Raw genomic sequence first — 19991 nt, 5'->3', positions numbered from 1 at the left:
ACCTCTGTTGATTTATTTATTACATATATCCGGAGCGGCGCAGTTCTTCAAGTGTACCACCTCCGTCTTTATCCTGCTGCCGCCCTGAGCGTTCGGCTATATTTGCGAATTTACCTGAACGTAACTCTTCTATAATTTCGTCAACGTTCTTTGCCTGAGATTCAACTGGCTTGGTGCACGGATAGCAACCTAGTGACCTGTAACGCATTCCGAAACCATTGTCGAAGTAAAGAGAAACTACGGGAATATTTTCCCTTCGAATGTATTCCCAGATATTCAATTCCGTCCAGTCAAGCAGGGGATGAATACGAACATGTGTACCGGGTGCAAATTCAGTTTTGAACTGATTCCAGAATTCAGGCGGCTGGTCGCCTATATCCCAGTCGCTGTTTTTGTCGCGCGGAGAAAAATATCTCTCCTTTGAACGACTGCCTTCTTCATCAGAACGGACGCCAACTATAACGCCTGTGTAAGCCTCTGTATTCTCGTCTTCAACAAAAGCGCCGGTGGAATGGTCTAATTTAAGTCGTTTCCATTTGCCCGATAATGTATTTATCAAAGCTTCGGTTTTTAATAACTGGCAGCATGTAATTCTGTCCACACTCCCGTCGGGAAATGTTTTTTTGCTTTTAAGAGCTTCGGTGTTTTGACCTACGATAAGATTGAATCCCAGCTCTTTTGCAAGACGATTTCTGTATTCGATCATCTCCGGAATTTTAAATGAAGTGTCGATATGAACCAGTGGAAACGGCAAATGACCGAAAAAGGCTTTCCGTGCTATATGTAAGAGAACGGTGCTGTCTTTTCCGATTGACCAGAGCATTGCGAGATTTTTAAATTCGCGGTAGGCTTCACGGAATATATAAATGCTGTGCGCTTCAAGTTTGTCGATGTAATCCATTATTGATTCTCCCGTTGTTTTATGTGTAATCCGCATTCTTTTGTCTCGGGGTGCTCCCACCACCATCTGCCTGCACGCGTCTCCTCGCCAGGCTGAATCGGTCGAGTGCAGGGCTCGCAGCCTATACTTGTGTATCCTTTTTCGTAAAGGCTATTGTATGGTATATTCTGAGTACGGATATAATTCCAAACTTCGGTTTCACTCCAGTTGTAAAGCGGGTTAATTTTGATTACTCCATGTAGATTGTCCTCCTCGACCAGTTCGATATTTTTACGCGTAATCGACTGTTCTCTTCGAAGACCGGTAATCCAGACCATTGCATTTCTTAAGGCTCTTGAGAGAGGCTCCAGTTTTCTAATACTACAGCAATATTTACGCAAGTCCACGCTTTTATAAAAAAGATTAACGCCGTGACGAAAAACCATCTCTTCGACTTTGTTGTAATCAGGGAAATAGATTTTAATATCTATGTTGTAATGCTCGCGTGTAAGTTCTAATGTTTTGTATGTGGCCTCGTGCAATCTGCCCGTATCTAATGTGAATATGTTGGGCTTCGGGGTTATTTTTGTGAGCATATCGGTAATTACCTGATCTTCAATGCTGAAGCTTGTCGAAAAAACAACCCGGTTTCCATAACTTTCAATTAATTTTTTTAATACAGAAAACGCGTCGAGATTATTTAAGTTTTCTGCAAGAATTTCTTTTCCTTTCATAATATGCTCCTAAATGTGATATTCGGGTTCTGATTTTTTCCCAATATTTATTTTGTTCCATAGTCTTTCGTGGATGAAGTAGAGAATCATTTTTGTAAAAATTTCAATACCACCTATTGAAGCTGCAGTCTCGATACTACCTGTTATCAAGTATGATATAAGCATCGTATCGATTGTGCCTGTAATGCGCCACGAGATCGATTTAATTATACTCCTGTATGGTTTTTCATACATAGACTACTCCCGATTAACGGACTAAATCCTCGATAGTAAAATAGTTCTAAAGTGCTGGTGTGTTTATGGGACTAACAACAACAAGAACAAGCGCAGTGAGCTTGCATAAGGTAGGGCATGGAAGGGCTGGAAAATGAATGCTTTCTTAAAGACAGATATTTACTCTTGCGCTTATGTAATATTTTCGTTCTCATTTTATTGCTCCTCGATTGATATTAAAAAAAAAGCCCTTCGAGTGCGAAGGGCTTTATTTATAAAATTTTATCGGCATAAAACTTATATCATACCCTCCGCCTCGAAGTCGTGAGGTTCATCATACAACAAGCACAACAAAAATTATTTTTTTGGGGTACTGACATGTTACATTGCCTGATTTTGAGGGCAAACATAATAATAATAAGATATTGTGTCAAGTATAAATTTGAATTTATTTCTAAAATAGATAAAATTTCTTTATATAGAATAAATCGATATAAAGCTTTAATTAATAAAGCCAAAGCATTAGAAGTGATCAAGTGGTAGAAACAAAAACTGAAACAATAAAGGAAAAAAAGAATGTAGCGCTACTGTCGGTACTGGCGGCGTTGATGCTCACAGCTTTTAAGATAATCGTCGGCATGATGACAGGCAGTCTCGGCATTTTATCCGAAGCGCTTCATTCGGCGCTCGATTTAATTGCTGCAGGTATTACGTATCTGGCAGTTAATATTTCAGATAAACCGGCGGACGAAAAACATCATTACGGGCATGGTAAAATCGAAAACTATTCGGCGCTGATCGAAACCCTTCTTTTATTCATTACAAGTTTCTGGATAATTTATGAAGCTATACGACGACTTATTACGAACGAAGTCGAAATTGAAGTTAATGTCTGGGCTTTCCTTGTAGTGATTACTTCAATAGTGGTCGACATATCGCGTTCGAGGGCATTGAGAAGAGCGGCGGTCAAACACAACAGCCAGGCGCTTGAAGCAGATGCTCTCCATTTTTCAACCGATATATGGAGTTCGGCAGTAGTACTGATCGGTTTAACGGGGGCTTCGTTTAATTTCTTTTATACTGATGCTGTTGCTGGATTAGCGGTGGCAATCATTATTTTAGGAGTAAGTTACCGACTTGGCAAACGTTCTTTCGATGCCTTGATCGACAAAGCTCCGGAAGGACTGTACGAAAAAATTTATCAAATCGTAAACAGTCTACCCGAAGTTATCGAGTCGCACGATATTAAAATTAGAGAATCGGGTCCTTATAGATTTGTCGATATAAATATTCATGTTAAAAGGAACTTGAGTATTGGCGAAGCGCACGATATTTCTCACAAAGTAGAGAAAGCTATTATGAAAGAAGTGAAAAACATTACAGTAATGGTACACGCAGAACCAGAAGGGCATTCCGATTGAGGAACTTACTTATTTAGTTATACGTTATCGCAAATTGGTATAGTTGACTAATAATTATTAAATTTGTCGAATAAAATAAGAGTTTAACTATTATTTAGAAGATTGAAAAAACGGGATTAATTATGAGCGATAAAAACAATAAATATTTATCCGAACTCGAAGAGATCGAACTACAAGAATGGCTCGAATCTCTCGAATATGTATTGCAAACAGGTGGCCCGGAAAAGGTAAAAGAACTACTTCACAATCTCGATACCTATGCTCACCAGAAAGGAGTAGAGATACCATTTACAGCCAATACCCCTCATATCAATACAATACCCAAAGAAAAAGAACCCCCTTTCCCGGGAGGACGAGAAATCGAGAGACGTATAAAAAGTCTAGTTCGATGGAACGCTATGGCTATGGTTGTTCGAGCCAATAAAGAAGAAAACGGAATTGGTGGACACATTTCAACTTATGCTTCGGCGGCAACTTTATATGAGATTGGATTTAATCATTTTTTCCGTGGTAAAGATGGTAATCATGAAGGAGATATAATTTATTATCAAGGTCATGCGGCGCCTGGAATTTATGCGCGAGCTTTTCTCGAAGGCAGATTGACTGTAGAGCAACTTGAAAATTTCAGAAGGGAATTAAAACCAGGCGGCGGACTTTCTTCATATCCTCATCCCTGGCTGATGCCCGACTTCTGGGAATTTCCGACTGTCTCAATGGGTTTAGGTCCAATTCAAGCAATCTATCAAGCGCGCTTTATAAGATATCTCGAAGATAGAGGTCTTAAAAAACCGAGCGACCAGAAAGTATGGGCTTTTATTGGCGACGGTGAAACAGACGAACCTGAGACTTTGGGCGCTATTTCGCTGGCAGCTCGTGAAAAACTTGACAATCTGATTTTTGTAATAAATTGCAATTTACAGCGCCTCGATGGTCCCGTGCGTGGCAATGGCAATATTGTTCAGGAACTCGAAGCAGTTTTCAGAGGCGCTGGCTGGAACGTTATTAAGGTCATCTGGGGAAGCGACTGGGATCCCTTGCTCGAACAGGATAAAACCGGACTCCTGGTAAAGCGGATGAACGAAACAATCGACGGTGAATCTCAAAACTACGTTACAAGAGGCGGCAAGTACGTCCGTGAACATTTCTTCGGTAAGTACCCCGAACTACTAAAACTCGTAGAACATTATACTGACGAACAATTGGAAAAAATGAAACGCGGCGGTCACGACCCAGAGAAAGTCTACGCTGCTTATAAAGCTGCAGTCGAGCATAAAGATGCCCCTACAGTAATTCTTGCAAAAACAGTTAAGGGATACGGACTTGGAGAAGCTGGTGAAGGTAAGAATATTACCCATCAACAGAAAAAACTGAACGAAGAAGAATTGAGAGAATTCAGAACGCGCTTTTCGATTCCAATCAGTGACGAAGAAGTTTCTAAAGCTCCTTTTTATCGTCCACCGGAAGATTCGCCCGAAATCCGTTATCTGAAAGAAAGAAGAAAAGCTCTTGGCGGTTATATTCCTAAAAGAGTTGTCAAATCACAACCGCTTAAAACTCCTCCCGAAGAAATATTCGAAGAATTTTATAAAGGCACAGAAGACCGTGAAGTTTCGACAACTATGGTTTATGTAAGGATACTGGCTAAGTTGTTGAAGGATAGAGAAATCGGGCACCTTATTGTACCAATTGTTCCGGATGAAGCTCGTACATTCGGAATGGAAGCCCTTTTCCGACAGGTTGGCATTTATTCTCATGCAGGTCAATTGTACGAACCGGTTGACAGCGACAGTTTGCTCTATTATAAAGAAGCAAAAAATGGGCAAATACTCGAAGAGGGGATTACCGAAGCCGGCTCGATGTCGTCTTTCATTGCCGCCGGTACAGCTTACGCCGTTCATGGGATCAACACCATCCCATTCTTTTCATTTTATTCGATGTTCGGATTACAACGAGTTGGGGATTTAATCTGGGCTGCAGGTGATATGCGTTGCAAAGGATTTTTACTCGGAGCAACAGCTGGAAGAACTACTTTAGCAGGAGAGGGTCTGCAGCACCAGGATGGTCAGAGCCATCTTCTGGCTTATCCAATTCCGAATCTCGTTGCATACGACCCGGCATTTGCTTATGAACTTGCCGTAATTATTAGAGACGGCATCTATCGAATGTATGAAAAGCGAGAAGATGTTTTTTATTACATAACTATTATGAACGAAAATTATCCCCAGCCTCCGATGCCCGAAGGAGTAAAGGAAGGTATTTTGAAAGGCATGTATAAATTCCGCTCCTCAAAAATGAATGATCAAAAATTAAAAGCGCATCTACTGGGAAGTGGAACCATACTCAACGAAGTCATTAAAGCAGCGGATATTCTCGAAAATAATTATAAAGTGTCAACGGATATCTGGAGCGTTACGAGTTACAAAAATTTGCATCTCGACGCCCAGGAAACTGAAAGATGGAACATGTTCCATCCCGATAAAAAACCGAGAACGCCGTATATTTCCGAAGTGACGAAGGGCGAATCGGGAGTTTTTGTGGCTGCATCGGATTATGTCCAGATTATCAAAGACGCTCTGGCAAAATGGTTGCCAGGACCTCTCCATTCGCTTGGTACTTACGGTTTCGGAAGAAGTGAAAGCAGAGCAGCATTGCGCGATTTCTTTGAAGTAGATGCCAAACATATTGTCTATGCTACTCTCTATTCGCTTTATAAAGAAAAAAAGATTAAACTCGATTTACTTAAAAAAGCTCAAAAGGAACTCGGCATAAATCCGGAAAAACCAAATCCGGCTAAATCATAAAAAATTTATAAATAAATTCGGTTTTTGATATGACAGTAGATTTTAAATTGCCACATTTAGGTGAAAATATAAATACAGCAGATGTAGTAAAAGTACTCGTTAAAGAAGGCGATCGGGTAGAAATCGATCAGGTAATCCTGGAAATCGAAACGGATAAGGCTACAGTTGAAGTGCCCTCTGAAATTGCCGGTATAGTTAAAAAGGTTCATGTCAAAGAAGGCGATAAAGCTATTGTCGGTCAGCCAGTTATTACAATTGAACAAAGTGAAAGTGTTGATTCCAGAGCTCAAACAGAAAAACCTTCACAGGCAGAAGAAAAAATTCAACAGCCCCAAGAAAATATTTCAAAAGTTGAATCAACGAGCAATATAGTGGACTTCAAGGTTCCTGTGTTGGGCGAAAATATTGAAGTAGCACAAATTGCCAGAGTACTTGTTAAAGCGGGCGATAACGTTGAAGTCGACCAGATTTTGATGGAATTAGAAACAGATAAAGCAACGGTCGAAGTACCATCTGAATACGCCGGTGTAATTAAAGAAGTGAAAGTTAAAGAAGGCGATAAAGTGAAAGTTGGGCAAACTGCTTTTCTAATTGAAACAAAGTCGACATCTGCCATTAAAAAAGAAATACCGGAAACAAAGCCTTCAATAAAAACGGAAAAAGAGGTTGAAAAGCCGCAACCTGTCAAAGAGCATACTCATATGCCTCAGGTAATTGATATACCGCGCGATATTGTTAAAAACATAGTTCCCGCTGCTCCATCTGTAAGAAGATTTGCTCGTGAAATTGGAATCGACATTCATCAAGTTGAAGGTTCCGGTAAAGGCGGAAGAATTACTATCGAGGACGTTAAAGCTTTTGCAAAGAGTCTAAATCAAAAAATCCAGTCCGGACAAATTTCAGCTTCGGGTCTGATGCAGGAACCTTTGCCCGATTTTTCAAAATGGGGTCAGATCGAACGCGTTCAAATGAATAACGTACGAAAAAAGACCGCCGAGCATTTATCGTATGCCTGGTCGACAATTCCGCACGTTACTCAATTCGACAAAGCTGACATCACAAATCTTGAGAAACTTAGAAAAGAATATTCAAAAAAAGTAGAAGCCGCCGGTGGTAAACTTACTGTTACTGCCATTCTGATTAAAATAGTTGCTTCTGCATTGAAAGTGTTTCCACAATTCAACGCCAGTGTGGACATGCAAAAAAGTGAAATCATCTATAAAAAATATTTTAATATTGGCGTTGCAGTTGATACCGATAAAGGTTTACTCGTGCCAGTAATAAAAGACGTCGATAAAAAGAACATTGTTGATATTTCGGTGGAATTGGCTGAAATCTCGCAGAAGGCACGCGATAAAAAATTATCACTTGAAGAGATGCAGGGAGGCAATTTTACAATATCGAATCTGGGAGGCATCGGTGGCACATATTTTACACCCATAGTTAATTCCCCCGAAGTTGCAATACTTGGAGTATCCAGGTCTTCTTACGAACCTGTTTACATCGATGGTAAATTCGAGCCGCGATTGATCATGCCTCTTTCGTTATCCTACGATCACAGAGTAATTGACGGTGCAGATGGCATTAGATTTCTCAGGTGGATTGTCGAAGCTCTCGAAAATCCATTTCTTTTAATTCTGGAAGGTTAGTTTTTCATAATAATTTTTTAATAAAAAATTGGAAGTTCAATGTCTACAAACACTCAATTAGCAGTAATAGGCGCAGGGCCAGGAGGATATGCAGCTGCTTTTCTGGCTGCCGACCTCGGAATGCAAGTAACTTTGATCGATAAAGAAAAAAATCCCGGCGGAGTTTGCCTTTACAGAGGTTGTATCCCTTCGAAAGCTCTTCTTCACGTTGCCAGACTTATAAACGAAGCTGAAGAAGCTAAAAAATGGGGAATCCACTTTGGCAAACCTAAAATTGACATCGATAAATTGAGAGAATTTAAAGATGACGTAGTAGGAAAATTAACAGGTGGACTTGGACAATTGTCCAAGCAAAGAAAGGTTAATTATATTCAGGGCAAAGCTTCGTTTGTCAATTCTTCTACTCTTTTGGTAGAAAAAGTCGACGGTTCAACTGAAGAAGTAATTTTTGAAAAGGCTATTTTAGCAACAGGTTCGGTGCCCGCTGCCATTCCAGCGTTTTCAATTGGTTCAGACAGAGTAATGGATTCTACAGCTGCGCTAGAATTAAAAGATGTGCCTGAAAAATTATTAGTAATTGGCGGCGGATATATTGGTCTCGAATTGAGCACTGTTTATGCTTCCTTAGGCAGTAAAGTTACAGTTGTTGAAATGATGCCCGGTATCTTACCCGGCGCTGACCGCGATCTGGTTGCAGTTTTAGAAAGGAGACTGAAATCAAAATTAGAAAATATTTATGTCAATACGAAAGTAGTCGAGCTTAAGGAAACCAGAGAAGGGATAGAAGTAAAATTGGAAGGCGATAAGGTGGAGAAACCTGCACAAACTTTTAATAAAGTGCTGGTTTCTGTTGGCCGAAGACCTGTAACAGAAGGTTTGGGACTCGAAAATACAGCCGTAAAAGTCAATCAAAAAGGATTTGTAGTTGTGGATAAGACTCTGAAAACCGACGACGACAAAATTTATGCAATCGGAGATTTAGTCGGTAATCCAATGCTGGCGCACAAAGCCTCAGCTGAAGGAAAAGTTGCAGTAGAATCAATACTTGGAAAACGAGTCGCATTCGAACCGAATGCAATTCCCGCCGTTGTTTTTACCGATCCTGAACTCGCATGGGCTGGAGTAACAGAAACCGAAGCTCGGGAAAAGGGAATTAAATACGAAGTGGCAAAATTCCCATGGGGTGCCAGCGGCAGAGCTACCACTCTCGATAGAAATGACGGTATGACCAAATTGATAATTGAACCGGAAACAGAAAGAATTATCGGCGTCGGTATTGTAGGCGTAGGTGCAGGCGATTTAATTGCCGAAGGAACGCTCGCAATTGAAATGGGCGCTAATGCTAACGACCTCGAACTCACTATTCATCCCCATCCAACCTTATCCGAAACATTAATGTTTGCCGCCGAACTTTATTACGGCAGAGCAACGGATATGTACCGTCCTAAAAGGAAGTAGGGGTTAGGGATTAGGAATAGGGATTAGGGAGTAGTAGAGAGTGGCGCGGCGGAATTTATCATTATGAGTAGCTTGTTCGACAGGCTACTCTTTAAATTTCGATATCTCATTTCACAATGCAGCAAATATAATTTTTATTCACCCCTCTCTTTAGTATTTGTATGAAGTCTTTAGTCATCATTTTATAGGTAGTTCAAAAATCTCTTGAAGACTAAGTTGCCATGCATTAAAAGTGGACACAAAATATTAGTATATCAACCAAAAATCATTGATTTACAAACTCATATTTTCCTAAGAAAAATTTTATCGACTCTACTTTTCTTTATTTCATTTCTTATACATAGGATATTTAATTCTTTACTGGCAGCTACATTTGAAGTCAATGCGTTCACATTAATGGATGTGATTTTATTCTCATTCGATGTTTTTTTTGTAAAAATATCAAAGTAAACTGAACAGTGTTATTCAAAGAATCCTGTATTTTGTGAGTAACTTTAGCCATAAGGATGATATCCAGTATGGAATTTATACGACTGGTAATTTATTGCTTAGAATTAAATTCTAATAGATAATTCATTTCTTTTATCAGAGTTAGGTGTAAGGTCATTTTTCACTAAATGAAATTTTAATCTGACTGAACTAGAATTAAAATATCGTACCTTTTCAAAGTTAAAACAGGTGAGGATTTTTTAGTAAAGAAGAATATTTCAATTGTCGTGGTAGAGCAATACTTATCGTATGTCTATCTCAACAATTAATCCAGCAGTGCTAAATTTTTGAATTATGATGTAAACAAATATGAAAGTATCACTTCATCAGGCACTTTAAAAACCAATTACACCGATGAAGTCAATAATAAATCCTGCAATAATTACCGCTATGATTTTATAATCGGGAGTTTCAGCGCTTTCAATTCATCAAGCAGTTGTTATCTAAAATGTCTATAGTGCTGCATCTATAAATTTTGTAACGAGCTTATTCATTCGTGCACCGATTAGAAGCAAGTGCCAGGATAATCTGCTGAAACTGAATAAGCCACGAAATTTTTTATACTTTTGACTGAAAAGAGAATTTCATTTTTTTCGGTTGTACCAGTCTTTCAAAGTCAGAATACGACATCTGGATCAGTTCGGTATGTGTGCCGGCGTTAAATGCAATTTCTTCGTCTTCAGCAAGTGACTGGTCGACGTAGACTTCGAGTCCGTATAAATTACCAAAAGGTGGCATAGCACCCACTTCGCATTCAGGGAACTTATCCATAAATTCCTGTTCGTTTGCCAATCTTACATTTTCGTTTCCAAAAGCTGTACGCAGCTGCTCGAAGTTTACTTTGTAGGATGCCGGCAGAACAACCATGACCATCTTGCCATTAATTTTAACCAGTACAGATTTAGCGAGCTTTTTCCCTTTAATATGTGCCGATGCTGCAATCTCCTGGGCTGTGAATGCCAAGGAGTGTTTAATCGTTACATACTTAATGTTGTTATTGTCGAGGAATTCTTTGAGCTTTTTCGAAGGCATAACTACCTCCTATTGTTTTGTGAACTCTAATGTCACACTCTGTACTCCAAATCCTTCTATTTCCATAGTAGTATTGAAAGTCAGTTTATTGCCCGATAGTGTATACTCGACAGTCTCTGAAACTCCGTCAATTGTAATTGTGAGCTTACCGTCGGCTTCAGTCCATGTTCCTGTTTCGGTATTCTCGCCTTCTGGATCTTTGTAAGTGGCTTGATAAGTTCCGTCCTCATTTAAAACAACCGTCATAGAATATCCTAAAGCGTCGGGTAAAAGTTTCACATCACCGGAACCCGTATGGACTGTGATGGCAGTTAATTTCCATGTGCCTGTTAAAGTCGGTTCAGAGGACGTCGGATTCGAATCTTCGCTGCAGGAGATAAACGTAAATAGTAACAATATGAATAACGACTTTAATAAATTTTTCATCTCATTCTCCCGAAATATTTTTTTTGGAAAAGGGGTTCCTCTAAATGTACATTCGTAAAGTAAAGAGATTATTATTCCATTTCAACAAAATAATAAAGGGCATATGAATTCTTTTTTTTATTTTTCAAACAATAAAAATTTCTGCTTATGAAGTATTTTTTAGGAGCGGACGGGGGCGGTACTAAAACCAGAGCCGTTTGCATTGACGAAAAAAAGAAAGTCCTGGCCCGTTTTGAAACAGGGGCTTCCAATCCTTATACTGTCGGCTTCAATAAATCAGCTGAATTGCTCTCGTCATTTATTCATGATATAAATGAAAAATATCAATTGTCGGGAGCTGTACTGGGGATAGCGGGATGTTCAAATACCAGTGTGGCAGAAAAACTAATGAATAAAATTAAAAGTAGATTTGAATTTCCAATTGAAATTAAAGGTGATATCGAAATAGCACATTACAGCGCTTTTGCAGGGAGGGATGGTGCATTATTGATTGCAGGAACTGGTTCGGTTATTTATCTGAAGATGGGTGCAAGTTTTACTAAAATAGGAGGCTATGGAAAAATTATAGGCGACGAGGGGAGTGCCTACTCGATTGCAAGGAAAGGATTTGGCGGCATAGCAAAAATTATCGACGGTCGATTAAGTGATAAGCTTCTCTATGACACAGCTGACAAATTAGGTCTTCTTCAAAGAGATAAATTAATTCCTTTTGTCAGCTCAGAAAATATTGCGCAATATGCCATGCTTTTTATTGAATGTGCAATCAGAGGGAGCAGATTCTGTATGCGGATTTTAGAAGAAGAAGCAGCAGAGGTTGCATCACTAATTGATATTGCTTCGAAAAAATACTCGGGAGATAAACTTCCGATTGTTTTTTCTGGCGGTTTGTCGAATAATTTATTTTACACAGAATTGATCAAGAAAAAAATAAAAAACTCGAATCGAATGATATTTAATAAAGCAAGATATACACCCGAGTATGGTGCTGCTTTAACTGCTGTTAAACTTTTTAAGGATATTAAATGATTGCAAAGAAATCTCTGCACAAAGGAGGAACAAATAGCCGTAGCGCCTGGACGTGGGTTCCAACTCTCTATTTTGCTGAAGGGTTACCTTATGTAATTGTTATTACCTTTTCGGTAATAATGTATAAACGTCTGGGTATTTCGAATGCTGACATAGCGCTTTACACAAGCTGGCTTTATTTACCGTGGGTTATCAAACCATTCTGGAGTCCGTTTATCGATTTAATACGTACCAAACGGTTCTGGATTGTTGCCATGCAATTGTTAATAGGAGCTGGCATGGCGGGAGTAGCGCTGACCATTCCCGCTCCTGATTTCTTTAAGTTCACTCTCTTGTTCTTCTGGTTAATAGCATTCAGCTCGGCAACTCACGATATTGCAGCCGATGGTTTTTATATGCATGCGCTCAGCGAAGGCGAACAGAGTTTTTTTGTAGGGATAAGAAGTACGTTTTATCGTTTTGCAATTATCTTTGGGCAGGGCATTCTCGTAATCCTTGCAGGACAACTCGAAAGTGCACTTACAGTTACTCCAGCAGAAATAAGAGTTATTTCTTCGCCAGAAAAATTTTTTGAAAATACTCTTACCGTCGATTCTTCTTCAGTTAAGCCGATGGAAGGTAAACTTAGAATTATAGCCCGACCGGAAAGACTCGAAATAAGTACGAAACCTCAGACAAAACAAACGGTCGATTTTTATCTGAATTTTGTTCGAAAGATGAATATTATAAACGGTTTTTCTGAAACAGAAATTGTTCTTCCTGATACCACCGGAAGTATGGAACCTGCAGGAAATATCGGAATTGTTAAATTCATGCTTTCTAATAAACCGGATGAAAATGAAGAAATAGTTGTCAATCTTAATTACCAGGAAGGCGATAAAAATTTTAATGTAATTGCGGGTAACAAACTTGTCTTTAATTCAACAAACTGGAATAAGCCAGCTTTCGCACTCATTCAACTTGAACCTTATGTTAACGAGAGGACCGAAGCGCTCTTACGACTTGAGCCTGTAAAAGTCCCACTCGCATGGATTATTACATTCGGAATTCTTGCAATATTATTTTTGATATTTTTCATTTATCACAGCCGTGTTTTACCAGCACCGGTAACGGACAAACCAGTAATTATACCGGGATTACAAAAATTAACGAGCGAGTTCTTTAGAACATTTTTTAGATTCTTTGAAAAGCGTAAAATAATCTGGATAATAGCTTTCCTTTTGCTTTACAGACTCGGCGAAGCGCAGCTGGTTAAAATGATTGGTCCATTTTTCCTCGATCCTAAAAGTGCCGGTGGACTCGGCTTATCAACCTCAGATGTTGGATTGATTTACGGTACGGCTGGTGTGGCTGCACTCGTGATAGGAGGAATTATTGGCGGCATTTTGATTTCAAAATACGGTCTGAAAAAATTACTCATTACTATGCTCGTTGCCATGAATGTTCCGAATCTCGTATATGTTTATCTGGCTTATGCGCAACCGGATCAAATCTGGATCGTCTATCTCTGTGTGATTTTTGAACAGTTCGGTTATGGTTTTGGATTCACTGCATATATGATGTACATGATTTATGTTTCAGAAGGACAATACAAAGCTTCTCATTATGCAATAACGACAGGCTTTATGGCCTTAGGCATGATGATCCCTGGTATGTTCAGCGGATTAATTCAAGAGGCGGTCGGTTATCAGATGTTTTTTGTGTGGGTTTGCATTGCTACAATCCCGGCGTTTATAGTAGCTAAATTTATTCCTCTTAATCCTGCGTTTGGAAAAATTGAAAGGAAATAAATTGAACGATACAATAATTGAAATTAACGGACTCACCAAAAAGTTCGGTTCATTAACGGCAGTCGACAATCTCGACTTGAAAGTTTATAGGGGAGACATCTTTGGATTTTTGGGACCCAACGGTGCAGGCAAGAGCACTACAATTCGAATGTTGCTGTCGCTTATAAAACCCACTTCAGGATCAATTAAAATCTTTGGACTTTCTGTTAAACACGACCACAAAAAAATAATGAGAAGAATCGGTGCTATTGTCGAAAAACCCGACTTCTATTTATATCTGACAGCGTATAAAAATCTTGAAATACTGGGCAGACTTAGCGGTGCCGACATTTCGAAAAACAAAATTATGGAAATGCTCGAACTTGTTGGTCTGGCTTCGAGATATAAGAGTAAAGTGAAAACATTTTCTCACGGAATGAAACAAAGATTGGGACTGGCTCAGGCATTACTTCATGACCCCGAATTAATTATACTCGATGAGCCGACTACTGGTCTGGACCCGCAGGGAATGAAAGAAATTCGCGAATTAATTCTTTATCTCAGTCGCAATAAAGGAAAAACCATTTTCCTTTCGTCACATATTTTGCATGAGGTGGAAATGATTGCAAATAGAATGATTATTATAAATAAAGGGAAAAAAATCGTCGAGGGGAACGTCTCCGAACTTCTGCGGTCCGACAGGATGAATGTATCTTTCGAAGTTTCCGATAATACCAAAGCAGTAGAAGTTGCAAAAGAAATTGTCGAAAACCACGATATTTATTCCGACTCGAATAAAGTAACGCTCACTTTAACACAACAAGAAATATCCGAACTCAATCGAAAATTTGTCGAAAACGGTATTGAAGTTTATTCGATAGTGCCTGTCCGTTCTCTCGAGGAGTACTTTCTTAAAATTACCGAGGGAGCAAACAATGATTAATCTAATAAGAATCGAATTGACTAAAATATTCGGGAAATGGAGAACCTATATCGGATTTATTGCAATCGGATTGCTTGTGCCTATTATTCAAACGGCACTTTATTTTACTGGCGACGACTATATCAAAATGGTAACACAAGGTTTTCAGGAAACTTTTCTGATGGTTGGAAATCTGCTTAACGGATATTTTATTGCCAATCTTGTACTGAATTCTTTATTCATACACATACCTTTTTTGATTGTACTGGTGGGAGGCGATATCCTTGCAGGAGAAGCCACTGCCGGTACTTACAGAATGCTGTTGGTAAGACCTGTATCCCGCTTTGAAATAATTACGTCGAAGTTCATAGCTGGAATTATTTATGTAATCAGTTTAATTGCCTGGCTCGCATTTCTTAGTCTGGGTATAAGTTTGTTAATTTTCGGTTCAGGTGAGTTGATTACTTTCAGGGATAAATTAATCATATTTGCATCAGACGACGTCCTGTGGCGTTTTTTCTTTGCATATCTCTTTTCGATTTTAAGTATGACCACAGTTTTTTCGCTTTCATTCTTGTTCTCGTCGTTTGTTGAAAATTCAATTGGACCTATCATAGGTTCCATGGCTCTGATTATAATTCTATTGGTTTTGTCGGCTTTGCCTATTGACTTTTTCAATGCTATCCAGCCGTACTTTTTTACAACATATATGCCGGCATGGAGTCATTTCTTTTCCGATGAAATTGATTATAATGAAATAACTAAATCGGCTCTCTATCTAACTGGTTATACATTCCTGTTTTTTACCATAGCTGCAGGAATTTTTATTAAAAAAGATATTCTAACTTGAGGTAATATGATGAGAAGTTTAATTCTTCTTCTATGTTTTGTTACCAATCTTTTTGCACAAAAATTGGATGCTAATGAAATACTGAATAAAGTTGTTGAAAAGTTCGAAAGAGTTAAAGATTACGAAGTTGACCTTACAATCACAACAGACCTGCAAATGGTCAAAATGCCCGAAATGAAATTGAAAATTTTCTTCAAGCAACCAGATAAATTGAAAATTTCTTCGAAGGGATTTGCAATGGTTCCAAAAGACGGAGTTAATCTGAATCCTCTCAAATTTCTTAAAGGAGATTATAGCACGGTTTATGTAAAGAATGAAAAAGACGAAGAAGACGAAAAAATTAATTTAGATGTAATAAAAATAATTCCACTCAGCGATACTGCTGATTATATTCTTTCAACAATATGGGTCGATAGAGAAAATCATCTTGTCAAAAAACTTGAATCAGTAACAAGGCGGGGTATTAACGTAACTAGCAAGTTCTATTATAAAAATACTTCTTATGCATTGCCTTCAAAAGTGGTCATCAATCTCAATGAAGGTAGCGCTGACAAATCAAAGAAAGAGGAAGAGAAAAGTTTTCGACAATCACTAAGCGGCAAAGTCGTACTTACTTATTCGGACTATAAAATCAATCAGGGATTAAAGGACGAATTTTTCAAATAATTATTTTGTGCTGCCTACAAGATTGAATTTGATGTCGATATTTTCAGCAACTTTATTACCAATCAATTTATTTTCGACGCCAAAATCAGAAAGTTTAATACTGAAATTGCCGCTGACGCCAATCAAATCGCCTTCTGCTATTTCTCTTGTTTCTTTGCTTTCGTGCAGATAAACAATTTCAACGACCACCGGAATGTTCCTTGAAATTCCGTGCATGGTCAATACTCCATTTAAAATGCATTTTGTTTTATTACCCTCGCTTGCAAGAATTTTTTCGACACCTGCAACTTCGTATGTAATGTGCGGATATTTTTTTGAATCGAGCCAGTTGCTACTCTGTAAGTGTTTATTGCGAAGTTTAATACCAGTGTTTATGGAATTAACGTTCAGAACAATCTTACCTTTAATTCCTTCTTTCAAATTAACGGGATTTAACTCCGCTCTTCCCGAAACTTGATCGCCCGTCCCGTTTATATCTTCGAGCGGAGTAGTGCTGAAGAACCTGATTTGATTTTTGCCGGTTTCTTCTTTGAAATAAAATGTCGATTTGCTCTGCGGGAATGTAACAACTGTCAGAAAAAATAAAACTGCGAGTAAGATTTTCATTTTTATCACCTGCCGAATGCTGTTATAAAAACAATTTTGATATTGATACAGTTCACTGTTAATACTTAAGTATATACACTTCTTATCGATAATAACATTGGATAATTTTGTAAAAAATATAAGCTGCTTTGATTTCAATCAGTATACTAAATATTGCTGCGGGATTGCTATTATTCGACAGCGACATCGCATTAATCTTGGTGATATTTTTTGTCGTGGCTGGCGTATTGGGTCTTGCTCGCGCAGTGAGAATTAAAACAATAAATGAATTAAGTCGTGAATTAGAAAAAACCGTTCAGGAAAAGACGGCAGAGATAATGAATCTGAATAGCAAGCTCGAAATTTTAAATTCTGCTATCGATGCAGAAAAGGAGTATTTCCGTGTGATACTCGGTTCAATTGAAAACGGCGTAATTGCTCTCGATTTGAAAGGTAAAGTATTTCTCGTAAACAAATCGGCGGAAAATATTCTGGGCATCGAAGAAAAGGACATTAAAAATTTTCAGCTTGTTTCGTTATTCGAATCGATACTTGAAGAAAATTACAGAGCGAAGTCAAAGTACTTTGATATGTCAGATATCGAAAATTTTATTCCGATGAAAAATGAACAGCTGGTTATCAATGCGAAAGACAGGAAACGAAAAATATTGCAGATAAATTCTTTAGAAATAAAAGATGAGAAAGAACTTCGGGGCGTGGTATTTATTTTAAAAGATAAGACCGAATCGATTGCCGTCGAAAATCAGCTCGCTGTATCTCAAAAGATGGAATCGATAGGACAATTAGCAGCTGGCATTGCTCATGAAATTAATACCCCACTTCAATACATCAGCGACAATATTAATTTTCTCGAACACGCCTTCTTCAATATAATGGAGTATCTTTCATTCATCAATGAAGCGTTTGACAAGCTTGTACCTCTCGAGGAGATAATTAAAACTGCAAGAGAGAAAGAAAAAGAATACGATTTCGAATTTCTTAAAGAAGAAATTCCTAATGCATTGGATCAGTCTCATACAGGAATCAGGAGAGTAAACAGAATTGTGCTTTCGATGAAGGAATTTGCACACCCTGGCACAAATGAAATGTCGCATTACGATTTGAATCATAGTATAGAAGTGGTAACAAACATAACTCGGAATAAGTGGAAATACATAGCCGACCTGGAGCTTGAACTCGATCCAAAACTACCGAATGTATACTGCAATCTCGACCAGATTAATCAAGTGGTATTAAATATGATCCTCAACAGTGCGGATGCAATCGAAGAAAAAATTAAAGCAGGACTTTACAAAAAAGGTACAATTAGAATAAAAACTGCAAAAAAAGAAAATAACGTGGAAATTATTATCTGGGACAATGGCATCGGTATTAAAGAAGAATATTTACATAGAGTTTTTGATCCGTTTTTTACGACCAAAGAAGTGGGAAAGGGTACTGGACAGGGACTATCGATCTGCCATAATATTATAGTCAATAAACACAAAGGAAGTATATTGATTAATTCGAGATATAAGGAAGGAACTAAATTCATAATTAAATTACCATCTTCAGAGGGAGCATATTAAATGGAACCAAGTATAATATTCGTCGATGACGAAATAAATGTATTAAACGGTCTAAGAAGATCGCTCTATGCATCTCAATTTAAATGGAAAGCTTCGTTTATACAGAGTGGAGTAGAAGCATTGAACGTTCTTAAATCGGAACGATGTGATATTATTATCAGCGATATCAAAATGCCTGGTATTGACGGAAGTGAACTGCTTAGGATAGTCAAGAAAAATTATCCGCAAGTGGTACGTTTTGCACTCTCGGGATTTCACAAAGAAGATCTGGCAATTCAATCGAGCAATATCTTTCATCAATATTTTGCCAAACCGTTTGAATGGAATTTGTTGCGCGAAAAAATAGAACCGGTGATGATATTGAAAGAATTGATTGTTAATAACAGAACGATAGAATTGATCAACAGTGGTGATGTTGTGCCCGCTCTTCCCGAAATTTATTACAAGCTCGAAAGAGAATTGAATTCAGAGGATATCTCGATTCATAGGATTGTAAATATTATTTCAAAGGATATAGCATTGACGGCTAAAATTCTTCATCTTGCCAACTCTGCTTATTTCGGTACCGTTGCACAAATTACAAATTTGCATCAGGCGGTTACAATGCTGGGCATTAACATTATTAAGTCCCTCGTGCTTTATATTAATATCTTTAACTTTGTCAATAAAAATCCGCGAATAAAAGATTATATAGAAGAACTCTGGAGTCATAGCATCTTAGTAGCATCTTTATCGAAACAGATCATGGAATTTTTTACTAAGGACAGGGTTAAGAGTGAGAGAGCATATATTGCCGGAATACTTCATGATATTGGCAAGATTATTCAACTTTCGCTTTTGCTTCGAATAGGAAAAGAAAACCTCTACCCAATGGAAGAGAGTGAATCTAAAGATTTGCTTGGCGCTACACATAGCGAATTGGGAGCTTACCTTCTGAGTTTATGGGGATTGCCGAAAGAGATAGTCGAAGGTGTATTGCTTCATCATACTGCCCCAGTAATTGAAAGCAACAATATTAGCATCCACAGCGCTGTGCAACTTGCTAATTCACTTGCCGATCTTAAATACGAAGACCCTTATGTTATCGATGCAATGAACTCAAATGAACTCGTATGGGAATTAATTGAAAGCATTAAAAACGGACGAGATGCGGATATGAATATGAGCAATACTGGCGGATTATAGCATTTTTTAATTTCTGTTATAAAAGGATTCTGCAATAGAATTTCGATTGCTTCTCGGAAAATTATTACCACGTTATTAAAAAGCTAAAAGTTCCTCGCTCTGTGCGGTTGTTGTTTTTGCTTTAGATGCCTCTTAGAGATAGTATTAATCAGTTAAAAATTTTGGGCATCTAAGGATCGATTTACCCCAAATTAGGTTCTGAAAAAGTATTCGATACCGAAATCAAAAGATCTGTGTACATTTTTATTAGAAAACCATGTAATTCAAAACAACTACTATGTGTGATCAGTGTTTTA

At 38.2% G+C, this 19991-nt stretch carries 17 protein-coding genes; 11 read left to right on the top strand and 6 right to left on the bottom strand.

Going from position 1 to position 19991, the window contains the following annotated elements; translation table 11 throughout:
- Positions 1 to 19: 19 nt before the first annotated feature.
- The 3 genes from cysD to ACUN8G_RS02895 are packed head-to-tail and all read right to left on the bottom strand — an operon-like array spanning position 20 to position 1848.
- The gene (gene cysD, locus ACUN8G_RS02905; RefSeq protein ID WP_437345620.1) at positions 20 to 901 is read right to left on the bottom strand and encodes a sulfate adenylyltransferase subunit CysD; all 882 of its coding nucleotides are present in this window, start codon (positions 899 to 901) and stop codon (positions 20 to 22) included.
- Positions 901 to 1614 carry a phosphoadenylyl-sulfate reductase gene (locus tag ACUN8G_RS02900; RefSeq protein ID WP_437345619.1) on the bottom strand — a complete coding sequence of 238 codons (714 nt, stop codon included), beginning with the start codon at positions 1612 to 1614 and terminating at the stop codon, positions 901 to 903. The genes cysD and ACUN8G_RS02900 overlap by 1 nt, the downstream gene beginning before the upstream one ends.
- Positions 1615 to 1623: 9 nt before the next feature.
- The gene (locus tag ACUN8G_RS02895) at positions 1624 to 1848 is read right to left on the bottom strand and encodes a DUF2061 domain-containing protein (RefSeq protein ID WP_437345618.1); all 225 of its coding nucleotides are present in this window, start codon (positions 1846 to 1848) and stop codon (positions 1624 to 1626) included.
- A gap of 515 nt (positions 1849 to 2363) precedes the next feature.
- Here ACUN8G_RS02895 and ACUN8G_RS02890 point away from each other — a divergent pair.
- The 4 genes from ACUN8G_RS02890 to lpdA all read left to right on the top strand — a co-directional run bounded on the left by ACUN8G_RS02890 (position 2364) and on the right by lpdA (position 9156).
- A complete protein-coding gene (locus ACUN8G_RS02890; RefSeq protein WP_437345617.1) occupies positions 2364 to 3248 on the top strand; it encodes a cation diffusion facilitator family transporter in 885 nt (294 codons plus the stop codon).
- Between the two features lie 122 nt (positions 3249 to 3370).
- Positions 3371 to 6049, top strand: coding sequence for a pyruvate dehydrogenase (acetyl-transferring), homodimeric type (gene aceE / locus ACUN8G_RS02885; protein ID WP_437345616.1), 2679 nt, complete (start codon positions 3371 to 3373; stop codon positions 6047 to 6049).
- A gap of 29 nt (positions 6050 to 6078) precedes the next feature.
- The gene (locus ACUN8G_RS02880) at positions 6079 to 7698 is read left to right on the top strand and encodes a dihydrolipoyllysine-residue acetyltransferase (protein WP_437345615.1); all 1620 of its coding nucleotides are present in this window, start codon (positions 6079 to 6081) and stop codon (positions 7696 to 7698) included.
- A 39-nt stretch (positions 7699 to 7737) separates the two neighbouring features.
- Positions 7738 to 9156: a dihydrolipoyl dehydrogenase gene (gene lpdA / locus ACUN8G_RS02875; RefSeq protein ID WP_437345614.1), complete on the top strand. Its 1419-nt coding sequence runs from the start codon at positions 7738 to 7740 to the stop codon at positions 9154 to 9156.
- Between the two features lie 1047 nt (positions 9157 to 10203).
- Here lpdA and ACUN8G_RS02870 read toward each other — a convergent pair.
- On the bottom strand, positions 10204 to 10677 hold the full coding sequence (locus ACUN8G_RS02870) for an aminoacyl-tRNA deacylase (protein WP_437345613.1): 474 nt from the start codon (positions 10675 to 10677) through the stop codon (positions 10204 to 10206).
- 9 nt (positions 10678 to 10686) lie between these two features.
- Positions 10687 to 11103 carry a lipocalin-like domain-containing protein gene (locus ACUN8G_RS02865; RefSeq protein ID WP_437345612.1) on the bottom strand — a complete coding sequence of 139 codons (417 nt, stop codon included), beginning with the start codon at positions 11101 to 11103 and terminating at the stop codon, positions 10687 to 10689.
- A 147-nt stretch (positions 11104 to 11250) separates the two neighbouring features.
- Here ACUN8G_RS02865 and ACUN8G_RS02860 point away from each other — a divergent pair, with 147 nt between their 5' ends.
- Genes ACUN8G_RS02860 through ACUN8G_RS02840 form a run of 5 tightly spaced genes read left to right on the top strand, consistent with a single transcriptional unit; the run spans position 11251 to position 16336 of the window.
- Positions 11251 to 12129 (top strand): N-acetylglucosamine kinase, encoded by an 879-nt coding sequence (locus ACUN8G_RS02860; RefSeq protein WP_437345611.1) that lies wholly within the window; start codon positions 11251 to 11253, stop codon positions 12127 to 12129.
- Positions 12126 to 13919, top strand: a complete 1794-nt coding sequence (locus ACUN8G_RS02855) for an MFS transporter (RefSeq protein WP_437345610.1) — start codon at positions 12126 to 12128, stop codon at positions 13917 to 13919. The genes ACUN8G_RS02860 and ACUN8G_RS02855 overlap by 4 nt, the downstream gene beginning before the upstream one ends.
- 1 nt (position 13920) lies before the next feature.
- Positions 13921 to 14841: an ABC transporter ATP-binding protein gene (locus ACUN8G_RS02850; protein WP_437345609.1), complete on the top strand. Its 921-nt coding sequence runs from the start codon at positions 13921 to 13923 to the stop codon at positions 14839 to 14841.
- Positions 14834 to 15670, top strand: coding sequence for an ABC transporter permease (locus ACUN8G_RS02845; protein WP_437345608.1), 837 nt, complete (start codon positions 14834 to 14836; stop codon positions 15668 to 15670). The genes ACUN8G_RS02850 and ACUN8G_RS02845 overlap by 8 nt, the downstream gene beginning before the upstream one ends.
- Positions 15671 to 15676: 6 nt before the next feature.
- Complete coding sequence (locus ACUN8G_RS02840) at positions 15677 to 16336, top strand: LolA family protein (RefSeq protein WP_437345607.1); 660 nt, start codon at positions 15677 to 15679, stop codon at positions 16334 to 16336.
- On the opposite strand, the gene ACUN8G_RS02835 is transcribed toward ACUN8G_RS02840, so the two are convergent.
- Entirely contained in the window at positions 16337 to 16942 is a 606-nt protein-coding gene (locus ACUN8G_RS02835) for a YceI family protein (protein WP_437345606.1), read from the bottom strand.
- A 128-nt stretch (positions 16943 to 17070) separates the two neighbouring features.
- Here ACUN8G_RS02835 and ACUN8G_RS02830 point away from each other — a divergent pair, with 128 nt between their 5' ends.
- Positions 17071 to 18510, top strand: a complete 1440-nt coding sequence (locus tag ACUN8G_RS02830) for a sensor histidine kinase (protein ID WP_437345605.1) — start codon at positions 17071 to 17073, stop codon at positions 18508 to 18510.
- Positions 18511 to 19695 (top strand): HDOD domain-containing protein, encoded by a 1185-nt coding sequence (locus ACUN8G_RS02825; RefSeq protein WP_437345604.1) that lies wholly within the window; start codon positions 18511 to 18513, stop codon positions 19693 to 19695. It begins immediately after the preceding gene.
- Positions 19696 to 19991: the final 296 nt, after the last annotated feature.

This window comes from Melioribacter sulfuriphilus (assembly GCF_052656625.1).
The sequence above is the reverse complement of the archived record's forward strand: the minus strand, read 5'-3'. Positions and strand labels throughout refer to the sequence as shown.

Excerpts from the sequence above, each read along its gene's own strand:
- ACUN8G_RS02880 (WP_437345615.1), top strand. The coding sequence starts at position 6,079 with ATGACAGTAGATTTTAAATTGCCACATTTAGGTGAAAATATAAATACA.
- ACUN8G_RS02870 (WP_437345613.1), bottom strand. The coding sequence starts at position 10,677 with ATGCCTTCGAAAAAGCTCAAAGAATTCCTCGACAATAACAACATTAAG.
- ACUN8G_RS02835 (WP_437345606.1), bottom strand. The coding sequence starts at position 16,942 with ATGAAAATCTTACTCGCAGTTTTATTTTTTCTGACAGTTGTTACATTC.
- ACUN8G_RS02855 (WP_437345610.1), top strand. The coding sequence starts at position 12,126 with ATGATTGCAAAGAAATCTCTGCACAAAGGAGGAACAAATAGCCGTAGC.
- ACUN8G_RS02840 (WP_437345607.1), top strand. The coding sequence starts at position 15,677 with ATGATGAGAAGTTTAATTCTTCTTCTATGTTTTGTTACCAATCTTTTT.
- ACUN8G_RS02825 (WP_437345604.1), top strand. The coding sequence starts at position 18,511 with ATGGAACCAAGTATAATATTCGTCGATGACGAAATAAATGTATTAAAC.
- ACUN8G_RS02845 (WP_437345608.1), top strand. The coding sequence starts at position 14,834 with ATGATTAATCTAATAAGAATCGAATTGACTAAAATATTCGGGAAATGG.
- ACUN8G_RS02865 (WP_437345612.1), bottom strand. The coding sequence starts at position 11,103 with ATGAAAAATTTATTAAAGTCGTTATTCATATTGTTACTATTTACGTTT.
- ACUN8G_RS02895 (WP_437345618.1), bottom strand. The coding sequence starts at position 1,848 with ATGTATGAAAAACCATACAGGAGTATAATTAAATCGATCTCGTGGCGC.
- ACUN8G_RS02860 (WP_437345611.1), top strand. The coding sequence starts at position 11,251 with ATGAAGTATTTTTTAGGAGCGGACGGGGGCGGTACTAAAACCAGAGCC.
- aceE (WP_437345616.1), top strand. The coding sequence starts at position 3,371 with ATGAGCGATAAAAACAATAAATATTTATCCGAACTCGAAGAGATCGAA.
- cysD (WP_437345620.1), bottom strand. The coding sequence starts at position 901 with ATGGATTACATCGACAAACTTGAAGCGCACAGCATTTATATATTCCGT.
- lpdA (WP_437345614.1), top strand. The coding sequence starts at position 7,738 with ATGTCTACAAACACTCAATTAGCAGTAATAGGCGCAGGGCCAGGAGGA.
- ACUN8G_RS02900 (WP_437345619.1), bottom strand. The coding sequence starts at position 1,614 with ATGAAAGGAAAAGAAATTCTTGCAGAAAACTTAAATAATCTCGACGCG.